Annotated in this window: 13 protein-coding genes and 1 riboswitch; of the genes, 12 read left to right on the forward strand and 1 reads right to left on the reverse strand. The window is 37.3% G+C overall.

The genetic code is table 11. From position 1 onward, the window contains the following. Positions 1-176: 176 nt before the first annotated feature. The 8 genes from IGK72_RS06435 (at position 177) to IGK72_RS06470 (ending at position 8,227) form a co-directional block, all read left to right on the forward strand. Positions 177-1,268 carry a DUF871 domain-containing protein gene (locus IGK72_RS06435; protein WP_070415845.1) on the forward strand — a complete coding sequence of 364 codons (1,092 nt, stop codon included), beginning with the start codon at positions 177-179 and terminating at the stop codon, positions 1,266-1,268. Between the two features lie 194 nt (positions 1,269-1,462). Beyond that, the gene (locus tag IGK72_RS06440) at positions 1,463-2,392 is read left to right on the forward strand and encodes an alpha/beta hydrolase (RefSeq protein ID WP_002357629.1); all 930 of its coding nucleotides are present in this window, start codon (positions 1,463-1,465) and stop codon (positions 2,390-2,392) included. A 168-nt stretch (positions 2,393-2,560) separates the two neighbouring features. Then, positions 2,561-3,451: a site-specific tyrosine recombinase XerD gene (xerD, locus tag IGK72_RS06445; RefSeq protein WP_002357627.1), complete on the forward strand. Its 891-nt coding sequence runs from the start codon at positions 2,561-2,563 to the stop codon at positions 3,449-3,451. Between the two features lie 64 nt (positions 3,452-3,515). Then, a complete protein-coding gene (locus IGK72_RS06450) occupies positions 3,516-4,310 on the forward strand; it encodes a segregation/condensation protein A (RefSeq protein ID WP_002420210.1) in 795 nt (264 codons plus the stop codon). Further along, positions 4,307-4,912 carry an SMC-Scp complex subunit ScpB gene (scpB, locus tag IGK72_RS06455; RefSeq protein WP_002357625.1) on the forward strand — a complete coding sequence of 202 codons (606 nt, stop codon included), beginning with the start codon at positions 4,307-4,309 and terminating at the stop codon, positions 4,910-4,912. The genes IGK72_RS06450 and scpB overlap by 4 nt, the downstream gene beginning before the upstream one ends. A 3-nt stretch (positions 4,913-4,915) precedes the next feature. After that, the gene (locus IGK72_RS06460; RefSeq protein ID WP_002357624.1) at positions 4,916-5,632 is read left to right on the forward strand and encodes a pseudouridine synthase; all 717 of its coding nucleotides are present in this window, start codon (positions 4,916-4,918) and stop codon (positions 5,630-5,632) included. Between the two features lie 151 nt (positions 5,633-5,783). Then, positions 5,784-5,903: riboswitch (FMN riboswitch) on the forward strand. A gap of 71 nt (positions 5,904-5,974) precedes the next feature. Then, complete coding sequence (locus IGK72_RS06465; RefSeq protein WP_002382314.1) at positions 5,975-6,640, forward strand: ECF transporter S component; 666 nt, start codon at positions 5,975-5,977, stop codon at positions 6,638-6,640. A 255-nt stretch (positions 6,641-6,895) separates the two neighbouring features. After that, on the forward strand, positions 6,896-8,227 hold the full coding sequence (locus tag IGK72_RS06470; protein ID WP_031324188.1) for a zinc ribbon domain-containing protein: 1,332 nt from the start codon (positions 6,896-6,898) through the stop codon (positions 8,225-8,227). A 22-nt stretch (positions 8,228-8,249) separates the two neighbouring features. On the opposite strand, the gene IGK72_RS06475 is transcribed toward IGK72_RS06470, so the two are convergent. Next, the gene (locus tag IGK72_RS06475; RefSeq protein WP_002357617.1) at positions 8,250-8,468 is read right to left on the reverse strand and encodes a ferredoxin; all 219 of its coding nucleotides are present in this window, start codon (positions 8,466-8,468) and stop codon (positions 8,250-8,252) included. Between the two features lie 35 nt (positions 8,469-8,503). Here IGK72_RS06475 and IGK72_RS06480 point away from each other — a divergent pair, with 35 nt between their 5' ends. The 4 genes from IGK72_RS06480 (at position 8,504) to cmk (ending at position 12,600) form a co-directional block, all read left to right on the forward strand. Further along, on the forward strand, positions 8,504-9,538 hold the full coding sequence (locus IGK72_RS06480) for a helix-turn-helix domain-containing protein (RefSeq protein WP_070415844.1): 1,035 nt from the start codon (positions 8,504-8,506) through the stop codon (positions 9,536-9,538). Continuing rightward, the gene (locus IGK72_RS06485; protein ID WP_002397293.1) at positions 9,539-10,981 is read left to right on the forward strand and encodes a RecQ family ATP-dependent DNA helicase; all 1,443 of its coding nucleotides are present in this window, start codon (positions 9,539-9,541) and stop codon (positions 10,979-10,981) included. Positions 10,982-11,056: 75 nt separating this feature from the next. Next, the gene (locus IGK72_RS06490; RefSeq protein ID WP_002360346.1) at positions 11,057-11,683 is read left to right on the forward strand and encodes a LysM peptidoglycan-binding domain-containing protein; all 627 of its coding nucleotides are present in this window, start codon (positions 11,057-11,059) and stop codon (positions 11,681-11,683) included. Positions 11,684-11,919: 236 nt separating this feature from the next. After that, a complete protein-coding gene (gene cmk / locus IGK72_RS06495) occupies positions 11,920-12,600 on the forward strand; it encodes a (d)CMP kinase (RefSeq protein ID WP_023895088.1) in 681 nt (226 codons plus the stop codon). Positions 12,601-12,636: the final 36 nt, after the last annotated feature.

Below are 12,636 nucleotides of genomic sequence, written 5' to 3' on the forward strand. Positions count from 1 at the left end.
TTCCTCTTCCTTTCACACTGACAATTAGGTTCTTTTTTATCATAACAAAAGAGAAGATAACAAACCAGTGGAATTTTTATAAGATTTCCTATAGGAAAGGTGTAGACCACTTTTGTTTTTTTTGTTACAATGTAAGCAGATACATTATTATGTTTTACAATTTAGGAGGCAATCACATGGGAAAATTAGGTATTTCAATTTATCCAGAACGTTCAACATTTGAAAAGGACAAAGCATATTTGGATTTGGCTCATAAATACGGCTTTAAGCGTGTCTTTACTAGTTTATTGCAAATCAATGATGATCGGGAAAAGGTATTAGCAGAGTTTAAAAAAGTCGTAGATTACGCCAACCAATTAGGTATGGAAGTGATGGTCGATATTAATCCTGCATTGTTCGAACAATTAGGCATCTCTTATGATGATTTATCATTTTTCCATGATATGGGCGCTTACGGTATTCGTTTAGATCTTGGTTTTACTGGGCAAGAAGAGGCGAATATGACAAGAAACCCTTATGGCATTAAAATTGAAATTAATATGAGTTCAGGGACAAGTTATGTAGATAATATTATGGCCTACTCACCAAACACAGAAAATTTACTAGGTTCACATAATTTCTATCCACATCGTTATACAGGCTTAGGCTATGATCATTTTGTTTATTGTTCAGAAAAATTTAGAAAATATAATTTAAATACGATGGCGTTTGTGAACTCACACGATGCTACATTTGGGCCATGGCCGACACAAGATGGGTTATGTTCTTTGGAAGACCACCGCGATTTAGAAATTGCAACGCAAGTTAAGCATTTAGTTTTAACAGGATTAATCAATGATATTTCTGTCGGAAATGCTTATGCCTCAGAAGCAGAATTAGCAGCAATGGCAGAAGCCTTTCATGCACCGTATCCTTCGATCAAAGTGGATACAGAACCAGAAATCACGGAAGATGAAAGAATTGCATTGTTCGATAACTTACACAGTTATCGTGGAGATCGTTCTGATTACGTTTTGCGTTCAACAATGACACGTGTTTACTATAAAGATCGTCCTTTCCCAGCTCATACAACGAGAGATATTGTTCGAGGCGATGTCTTGATTGACAACGTTGGCTATGGACAATACAAAGGGGAAACACAAATTGCTTTAAAAGAAATGAAAAATGATGGCCGTGTAAATGTGGTTGGTCGTATTTCTGATGACGAACGTTTCTTATTAGAATTTTTGAAACCATGGTCAAGTTTTAAACTTATTGAAAATAAATAATTTTTAGTTTCCTATAAATAGATAAGTGGAGCATAGCGTAAAAGGTAATATTTTTGTGCTATGCTTTTTTTGTCGCAACAAAATTGTCTCATTGTAGTGGTAAAGAAAGATGGTTGAATCTTTGAATGGTGGTTGTCAAAAAAAGGGCGACAACTTATAATGAATCATACAGTTTAAATAAAAGGAGTACGTAGATGAATCGATGGTTAAAAATTTTGATTGCGCTTATTGTAGTAATTGCAATTGGTTTAATTGCGGCAGGCTTATATTTTTATAATTATGCAGTAGTTCCAGGAAAGAAAGACTTTATAAATGAGAATACCCCAGGGTCAAAAGTGGTCCAGACACCTGAAGGCGCGTGGTTTAAAGATGACAAAAATCGACAAGAATGGTCAATTACTTCGGAAGATGGGCTACGTCTAAAGGCCATTTATTTACCAGCCGACAAAAAAAGTAATCGTACCGTTATTATGGCGCATGGTTATATGGGTTCGGCAGAAACGATGTCTGTCTTTGCGAAAATGTATCATGATTGGGGCTACAATGTGTTAGCGCCAGATGCGCGTGGTCACGGGAAAAGTCAAGGAGATTATATTGGGTTCGGCTGGCCCGATCGTAAAGATTATGTCCAATGGATTGAGAAAGTTTTAACCGAAAATGGTCAGCAAGAACAAATCACTTTATACGGTGTCAGTATGGGTGCTGCTACAGTCATGATGACGAGCGGGGAAAAATTACCAGATAACGTGAAAGCCATTGTGGAAGATTGTGGCTATTCTACAGTCAATCAGGAGTTGCAATATCAATTGAAAGAGCTTTTCAATTTACCAAGTTTCCCATTAGTTAATGTTACTAGCGGGATTACGAAACTTAGAGCTGGCTATTTCTTTGGGGAAGCAAGTGCTGTTAAGCAATTGCAAAAGAATCATTTACCAATGCTCTTTATTCATGGTGAAAATGATACGTTTGTGCCGTTTAGTATGTTAGACGAAGTTTATAATGCAACCCAAGGACCTAAAGAGAAATATGTCGTGCCTGGAGCAGAGCATGCGAAAGCTTATAATAAAAACCCAGAAAAATATAAGGAAACAGTAGCTGCTTTTCTAGATAAATATATAAAATAACAAATTTATTCTTTACTAATAGTAGCAACAACAAAAGACTTGTTCTTAAGTTAACGACTTAGTGAACAAGTCTTTTGTTGTCAGTTGATTTTTTTTAATAAGTTGGAATTTACCCATGCAATCTAGGGCATAATCTGATAGGATAGTACTAGAAATGAGGGAAGGATAATGGAAGAACAATTAGTCGATTATTTACACTATTTACAAATAGAGCGGGGCTTATCAAATAACACACGACGGAGTTACGAACGAGATTTAAAAAAATACGTAGCCTTTTTACAAGAACAAGGCCTGCATTCTTGGGACGAAGTTGACCGTTACATGATTACAGAATTTTTGCAATCCCTTCACGAAGAACAGCAAGCTTCAGCAAGTGTGATTCGGATGATTTCTAGTTTGAGAGGATTTCATCAATTTTTACGTCAAGAACGCTTAAGCGAACATAATCCGATGCAACATATTGACTCCCCCAAGAAAGTTCAAAAATTGCCAAGTACATTATCTGTTGACGAAGTGACTCGATTAATTGAAACGCCTGATACAAGTAAACCACTAGGTATGCGGAATCGTGCTATTTTAGAAGTGATGTATGCAACGGGCCTGCGAGTTAGTGAGCTAATTGAAATAAAATTAGGGGATCTGCATTTATCCATTGGTTTATTGCAAACAATCGGAAAAGGGGACAAAGAACGAATTATTCCTTTAGGCGATTATGCGATTCAATGGATTGAGCGCTATATGAACGAAGCCAGACCTCAATTGATTAAAAACCATCCGAATGAAACACACCTGTTCGTTAATCATCATGGCGAACCGTTATCTAGACAGGGCATTTGGAAAAATTTAAAACAGATTGTCCGAGAAGCCCGGATAGAGAAAAATATTACGCCGCATACATTACGGCATAGCTTTGCGACACATTTGTTGGAAAATGGCGCAGACCTTAGAATCGTGCAAGAATTATTAGGACATGCAGATATCTCCACGACACAAATTTATACACATATTACCAAACAACGAATGGCAGATGTTTATAAGGAACATTTTCCTCGGGCTTAATTTGCGAGAATGCCCACAAACGAATAAATTTATGGTAAACTAGGAAGTCGAGAAAAGAAAGTAGGTGTCGTTTTTGCAAGAAATTAATTTAAAACTAGATGTCTTTGAAGGACCACTGGATCTTCTACTACATTTAATTCAAAAATTAGAAATCGATATCTATGACATTCCCATTACAGCAGTAACTGAACAATACATGTCTTATATTCATGCGATGCAAACCTTAGAGTTAGAAGTCGCTGGAGAATATCTAGTCATGGCTGCCACCTTAATGGCTATTAAAAGTCAGATGTTGCTTCCAAAACAAGAGCTTGAAATCATTGATGATGAAGATTTTTTTGAAGAGGAAGACCCACGGGAAGCTTTAGTAGCTCAGTTATTGGAGTATCGGAAATTTAAATATGCAGCGACTGTTTTACACGAAAAAGAAGAAGAACGTAAACTCTATTATACAAAAGAACCAATGGATATGGATGATTATAAAGAGGAAGATACAACACTACCGCCTAATCAAATTAATACAATTGATTTATTTCTAGCCTTTCATGCCATGTTAGAAAAGAAAAAAAATCGCCAGCCTGTTGAAACAACTGTTGCCAGTGACGATGTTTCCATCGAAGAAAAAATCTCCGCTATTTCAGAACGTATGCGTCAAGTACAGAAAGGGAAGGCAGTGTCGTTTGATTCTTTCTTCGATTCTTATTCCAAACAAGAAATTGTGACAACGTTCATGGCTCTTTTAGAATTAATGAAAACGGGCGTGATTTATGCTGAACAAGAAAATAATTATAGTGAAATTTTGTTATTTAATACAGAAACCCAGCAGGAAGATACAACAGAGGTGGAGGAAACACAGTGACATTAGTTAGTCAAATTGAAGCAATTTTATTTGTGGTTGGCGAAGAAGGAATTGGCTTGGAAGAGCTGGCGTACTTATTAGAGAAGTCAACAGCAAAAACCTATGAAGAATTAACGAAATTGAAAGAACATTATGCTTCTGACAATAAATCGGCGTTAAATATTTTAGAAGTCGGCAATCATTTTGTCTTAACAACTAAGAAAAAATATGCCTCATTACTAAAAAAATATGCGCAATCGCCTATGTCGAACGCCTTATCACAAGCGGCGCTAGAAACATTATCCATTATTGCTTATAAGCAACCAATTTCGCGTATTGAAATTGATGAAATTCGTGGCGTACAGACTTCTGGCTCTATCCAAAAGTTAGTTGCCCGTCAGTTGATAGAAGAAAAAGGCCGCGTAGATGGTCCTGGTAGAGCAATTTTGTATGGCACAACGAAGTATTTTATGGATTACTTTGGGTTGAAAAGTTTAGATGAATTACCAGATATCCAACAAATGGAAGATGAATTAGAAGAAGAACTACCAATGGATCTATTTTTTGATCGTTATCAAGAAACGAACCCAATGTCTGAAACAACAGAAGGCGAGGAAGCTTAAACAATGGAAAGATTACAAAAAGCAATTGCTCATGCTGGGGTGACTTCGCGTCGCAAAGCAGAGGAATTAATTGTCAAAGGTCGCGTAAAAGTCAACGGCCAAGTGGTCAAAGAATTAGGAACACAAGTAAGTAAACAAGATACCGTTGAAGTTGATGGTGTACCAATTTATCAAGAAGAATATGGTTATTATTTATTCTATAAACCAAGAGGGGTTATTTCTGCGGTGTCTGACGATAAAGGCCGTAAAGTAGTAACGGATTATTTTACAGATGTTACTGAGCGAATTTATCCAGTCGGTCGTCTGGATTATGATACTTCTGGGTTGTTACTTTTAACGAATGATGGAAGTTTTTCACAAAAATTAACCCATCCTAAACATGAAGTAGATAAAGTCTACGTAGCAAAAATTAAAGGTGTACCTACTAAACGGGATCTATTGCCATTAGCCAAAGGCATTCGCATTGATGGCAAACGCACAGCACCAGCCAATTTTCAAATTCTTTCAGCGGATATTAAAACAGGTAGCAGTGTCGTGGAATTAACGATTCATGAAGGACGTAATCATCAAGTGAAGAAAATGTTTCAAGCTGTTGGTTTCCCTGTTCAAAAATTAAAACGTGAACGTTACGGTGAGTTGACCTTACAAGGTTTGCGACCAGGGCAATATCGTGATTTAACTAAAAAAGAAATCAGTCAATTATTAAATCAAGCTAAATAAGATAAAATGACTCGATCTCTTCGCGCTTATGGCGGAGGGATTGTTTTTTTTGAGAAATGAAACAATCAATGAAATTTAATAAAAAAGCTTAGTTAGTTGCATTCATTGTTCAAATAGGTTACACTAAGTAAGTAAAAAAATATAATACAAGGTTCGTCTTCAGGGGCAGGGTGTAATTCCCGACCGGTGGTTATAGTCCACGACTCGTTTTTAACGATTGAATTGGTGTAATTCCAATACCGACAGTATAGTCTGGATAAAGAAGATAGGGCTTATTTGAGACGCTTTTTCATCAGATAATCCTACTCTATTTTTCCCTGCAGAAAAATAGGGTTTTTTTGTATGACAAAGAAGCGAATCAAAAAGTTCGTTGAAGATGGGTCCTTAATTGGAGGATTTCAGATGAACAACAAGGTACAAAAAATGGTCAGCATTGCAATGTTGGCCGCAATCGGTACAGTATTACAATTTGTGGCATTTCCGATTATGCCGGCGTTTAGTTTTTTGAAAATCGATTTTAGTGATATTCCGATTTTACTCGGAATGTTCTTGTACGGACCGTTAGCAGGAGTAATTACTGCTTTTGTTCGTTCGTTGCTACACCTGTTCTTAACCGGACTAGCACCGCAAAATATGGTGGGAGATTTCGCTAGCTTTTTAGCAAGTAGTATCTTCACCTTGCCAATTTTTTATTTCTTTGGTAAAAAGAAAAATATCCGTACAAATCGGATAGTGGGCTTAGTAAGTGGGATCTTAGCCTTGACAATTTTCATGAGTATTGCGAATTATTTTGTCATTACACCCATTTACTTACAATTATATGGTGTGACCACACAACAATTTTTAGGAACATCTTTAGCAAGCTATGTGGCGATTGGTATTGTGCCATTCAACCTTATTAAAGGCCTCTTAGTCAGTGGTGTTTTTCTAGTACTACATGCGAAGTTATTGCCATGGCTATCAAAAAAACAACATACTATTCAGAAAAAAACACCGTTAACAAAATAAATGATAAAAAACCTGCTGTTGAACAATGTTTGACAGTGGGTTTTTAAAATTTACGCCTAAAAGAAAAGAGGTTGTCATAATCTGTCATCATTCTGTTAAAAAATACTAAACCATCTGCATTGTAATTTTAACTTTCCCTTGGTATGATAGAAATCATCAAAGAAAGAGGAGTTTTCCTGAGTGAAAAAGTGTAAAAATTGTCGTCACGTGAATCGTGATACGGAGTCCTTTTGTGAAGAATGTGGCGCTCCGCTAATGAATGAATCAATGCATCAAGAGGAAAACCAAGCACAACCATCAATGAATAAAGGGAACGAATCTACTCCTCTCAGATCAAAAAGAAGCTGGATCTGGGTGTTTCTTTTTGTGTTCATCGTTCTTGGAGCGGGTAGCTATTTTCTCGGGACGCATTATTTTTCTAAGGAACAACAAATTTCTCATTTTATTGAAGCGATTGAGAATGGTGATGCCCAAGAATTAAGTAAAAAAATGAGGACGAACGAGTCTGAATTTCAAGTGAATCCGCAAAGCATTAAGCCCTTAATCACTTATTATCAAAAAAATCCAACTGAGCTAAAAAAATTAGAAAAAGCGCTATTAAAGGATAAAAAGCTACATGGTTTAACTATTCGTGAAACAAGTCAAACAGCATTTTTCTTTCACCGTTATCAATTCATTTTAACGCCTGTTTCTGTTCAGTTAACGACGAATCAGCGCGGTGTGACGCTGGCAATGAACGGGCGGGAAGTGGGCACTTCCGACTCAACCACTTATCAAAAGGAATTGGGACCCTTAGCGCCAGGACAATATATCTTTACAGCCACAGTGAAAGATAGCACCGGTGAACCTGTTATCACAGAAGAGTATCGTTTATTAGAAGAGGAAAATTATATTTCTAGTATTCCTTTAGATTTTAAACGAATGAATTTTGTTGTGGAGAGCAATCTGCCAGACGCAGATATTTATATTAATGATCGGAAAGTTGGTACGCTAACGAATGGAAGCAAAACGATTGGCCCTTTGTTCTGGTCCAAAGGGATGACGATTCAACTTAAAAAGACGATTAATGGAGAAGAAATTCAAACATCAAAAGAAACGATTGGTGAAAATGATTTTGTCGAAGCGCTCTCCGATAATCCAACGCTACAATTGAATTTTCCGTTAGCTAGCGACTATGATGCCCGCAAAGCGCTAGAAACCTTTTATCAAGCATTTGCCAAACAAGTGAAAAGTCATACGGATAGTACAGAATTTGCTAAAAAATATCTCGTTGGTGGGGAAAATAATCCTCAATTTCCTTCTTTTATAGAAGCACTTGAACGATTACGTGAAAAGAAATCGACCGATGTTTCACCAGATTTTGAAGTGACTATTAATACGCTACAATTGGATGGTAAAGAAAATTACCATGTCAATTATTATTTAGAAGCTAAAAATTCTAAAGCAAAAGAAAATGGTCTTCGTTATGAATGGATCAATGGCCTAAATGATCAAATTCATTTAGTCAAAGAACCGCTAAAAGAAGGACAATTACAGTTTGTTTCGATAGATGAGCAAACACTTGCTTGGCTCGAAAAAATACTCTAAGCAAAAATGAGTGCTAAATTATTTAGCACTCATTTTTGCTTATTTCTATTGCACGCGTGGGACATTTGCGGTACGCTTTTAACACATTCTCGCGTTCGTTTTCTGGAATAAATTGTTGTCGAGCATGCGGCTCGTCTTTAAAAAGGACAATCCCATGATCATCATAATCAAATATATTGGGCGCATAAACTTGACAAAGTCCACAAGCAATACATTTTTCAGGAACTAAACGTGATTGCATAAACAGTGACACATCCTATCTAAAAGAGGTTTACTATGGAAGCAACTTTTATTTTAGCGTTATTATCTCACGGATACAAGGTGCGTGCATCAACTTTGTATCATCTTTTAAAAGGCAAACGGACTAGCTCTGTTTTGATTTATGGGTTTTTATATGATTGTTTACGATTCATTGGCTGGTGGCCAACGATTTCCGAACAAGCCTATTTTCAATTTCTTGAAAAACTTTCGAAGGCGAAACAAATTCAGTATCACAAAGAGACAAATGAGATTCAACTAACAAAAGAAGGGCAACTATTTTTAAAGGAGCACCATTTTTCGTTGCTGGATTATCCTGCAATTGATCTTTATCGTTTTGGCAGAAGTGATCGAGAAAGTTGGCAACTCATTCAATTTGCCGTGCAAGTGACTTCGTATTTATCATTTGAGGAAAAACAGTATATTCCACTTTTATCAACACCGATTCCGCAACTATATTTGAAACGATGGTTACAACAAGACAAGAAAGAGCAGCGCGTTCAATCAATCAAAGAAGAACTGTTGCGAGGGTTTGAGTTACTACCTGAAGCAGAAAGCGACTATTTGGTTGCGCAACTTTCTGGTTATCAGCAAACTGGCAAAGTTCCTCAGCAATTAACAAGCCATAAGACAGCTCTTGAACAGCGTTTGTGGCACACGCAAGCGGTTCATCATTTACTGCAGTTGATAATGTACGGAGGAAACTATCCTGCTTTACAAACGCTTGTATGGCCGTATCTAGAAAAAAATCTAAACCAAAGTATGCAAGAAACCCAACGATTCTTAACGGAAGGCAAGACGCTTCAAGAAATTGCTGAGCAGCGAAAAATAAAACCGAGTACCATTCATGACCATCTATTAGAGTTGGCTATTCAAGGGCAGCTGCAGGCGTCTGTTTATCTTGAAAAGGAGGCAATGCTCCAAAAATTGGCTCAAATAGAACAAGATCCGCGGTTGTGGATGTATCGGGATTGGCGAGCGCAAGAAGAGACGCTTTCTTATTTAGATTTCCGCTTATATCAAATCCAACAAATTTGGCAAGAAAAGGAGTGAGTGTTGTTGACATTAGAACAAGAATTATTCACTCGATTTGGTTATGCAGCGTTTAAGCCTGGTCAAAAAGAAGTGATTACAAACTTACTTGACGGTATGAATACATTGGCTGTTTTGCCAACAGGCACCGGTAAATCATTGTGTTATCAATTTGTGGGCCAGAAGTTAGAGGGACTAACGGTAATTGTTTCTCCTTTACTTTCGTTAATGGAAGATCAGGTGCGTCAATTACAAAGACAAGGAATTAAAGGTGCGGTTGCCTTAAACAGTACGTTACAATATTCAGAAAAGCGTTATATTTTAGCGAAAATGTTCCAATACGATTATCTGTTTTTAAGCCCAGAAATGCTTTTGCAGCAAGAAGTACTTAGTGTGTTACAACGCCAAAAAATTGCATTATTTGTGGTGGATGAAGCCCATTGTGTTTATCAGTGGGGCGTCGATTTTCGCCCTGAATATAGTAAATTAGATCTGGTCCAAAAACAGCTAGACTTTCCTTTGACCTTGGCGTTAACTGCCACAGCGACACCCGTTGTACAGCACGCAATTATAAAACAATTATTTTCTCATGGTAGCTATCAAGAAGTTCTTTCTTCAGTGAATCGAAAAAATATTGGCTTGTTCGTGAAGGAAACGTCAGAAAAAGAAGAAGTATTACTAGATTACTTATCTAAAACGGCTGGTAAAATCATTATCTATTGCGCCACGCGCAACAAAACAGAACAAATCAGTCAACTTATTCAGGCGAAAACCAGTTTTAAGGTAGCCTATTATCATGGGGGCTTGGAGGCTAGTGAACGTAGTCGCTTGCAAGAACAATTTATTGATAATCAAATCGATATTCTTTGTGCAACGAATGCTTTTGGGATGGGAATCGACAAACCTGATGTTCGTGGAGTGATTCATTTTGATTTGCCTGATAGCTTAGAAAATTACCTGCAAGAAATCGGGCGAGCTGGACGTGATGGTCAAAAAAGTTGGGCGCTATTATTGTATAAAAAAGGGGATGAATTTATTCATCGGTTTTTCTTAGAAGAGACAAGAGCGAATCGAGCGACATTAAAATCGCTGATTGAAGGAGAAGAACAAGCAGGTTTGTTAGAAAATGCCACCGAGTTACAACAAAAATGGGTTCAAGGCTATTTAGCCAAGGATTATTCTTTTGAAGAGCTAGAGCATCGTTTAGAGGAGAAAGAAAAAGATCGTCAAGCGCAATTAAGAGGGATGCTGACGTATATTGAAACCACAACCTGTCGAAGAACGTTGATTCAAACTTATTTTCAAGAATCGATTGTAAAACAATCACCGGAAACTTGTTGTGATAATTGTGCGTTATTCTTTGACATTTACCAAGATTCAATAGTAAAATCGAACAAGACCAGCAATCAAAATGAAGAAGATTGGCGTTCTAAATTTCTAAAATTATTTAAAGAACGTGATTAATTCATTTTTTTAGTCGGCAGTTGGCAAAAGCTATGATATAATAACAAGCGAGAGAAGTTTAGGAGGAAATTAGCAGTGAGTAAAAAGGACAAAAAGAAAAACCAAGCTCGTGAGCCATGGGAACAATCAATTTATGAACCTGATCAAAATGGTGGTGGTTCTCGTTTAGCAAAACGCCAACAGCAACGAGGAAATTCATTATTTCTAACTGTTTTAGTTATTTTGCTATTATTAATTATTGCCATTCCAATTGGGACTTTCTTATGGATGATGCAAGACAAGAAACCGAACGAAAGTGCTAGCAAAAATAGCCAGCCATCTTCTTCATTAGTCCAATCATCATCAAAAGAGAAGAAAAAAGAAAGTACGTCAAAATCAGTGGAAAGCTCAGAACCAGCAAGCAGCCAACCAGCTGAAAATACAACACCTTCAAGTTCTGATGCTGCTGCACAGCAACAACAGGACCAACAAGCACAACAACAGCAACAGCAACAACAAGAGCAGCAACAACAACAAGAAGCTCAAAATCAACAACAGCAACAAGCGCAGAATCAACAACCTGTTTATGATACCGTTCAAAGTGGTGAAGGGGCACGTCAAGTTGCCGAACGTAACGGAATGACATTAGAACAAATTTTAGCGTTAAATCCTGGGATTGATACATCTGTGTTTTATCCGGGACAACCATTACGTATTAAATAATCCAGAAAAAGAGGTTTGGACAGCACTTTCAAGGGCTAAACCGCGACGGATGATTACATGAGAATGCCAATAAGCAGAAATTTCCGAAAGATGGTTTGCGTCTTTCGAGGGATTTCGGCTTATTGCTTTTTCGTTAGAAACTCGTCATCAGTTTAAATCCAAGTTCTTTTCTTCTGATTTTAATATAAAAGAAGAAGCGCATTTTAAAGGATGCATATCAGTTAAGGAGTTTTTTCATGGGGAAAATCAGTATTGCTATTGACGGACCAGCTTCGTCAGGCAAAAGTACAGTTGCAAAAATTTTAGCAAAACAATTGAATTATGTGTATTGTGACACGGGTGCCATGTACCGAGCGATTACGTATCTGGCCTTGCAAAATCAAATCGACATTCAAGCGGAAGAGCCATTAGTAGCGCTTTGTGTCAACCACACTATTTCTTTTCAGCAAGCAGAGAATGGCCAACGTGTTTTTATCGACGGTCATGAAGTGACCGAAGCGATTCGCCAGCCAGATGTAACGAATGCTGTTTCAGCTGTTTCAAAACATGCAAAAGTTAGAGAAGAAATGGTGGCGTTACAACAGAAAATTGGTCAATCCGGCGGAGTTGTCATGGATGGTCGAGATATTGGTACTGCAGTTTTACCAAAGGCCGAAGTAAAGATATTCTTGGTGGCTAGCGTTGAAGAACGTGCAGAACGTCGTTTTAAAGAAAATCAAGAAAAAGGGATTGAGACGGATTTTGAAACCTTGAAGGCGGAGATTGAACGTCGGGATTATTTAGATTCAACCAGAGAAGTATCACCCCTTGTCCAAGCAAGTGATGCTGTGAAAATCGATACAACAGGGTTGACGATTGAAGAAGTCGTCGCCGCCATACAAAATGTGATTAAACAAAAAGGTTTTGAACTTTTTTAAAGAATTTTAAGAAAAATAGAAGAAATCGCTTTATTT

Source organism: Enterococcus sp. DIV0183 (genome assembly GCF_050541505.1).
GTDB lineage: Bacteria > Bacillota > Bacilli > Lactobacillales > Enterococcaceae > Enterococcus > Enterococcus faecalis.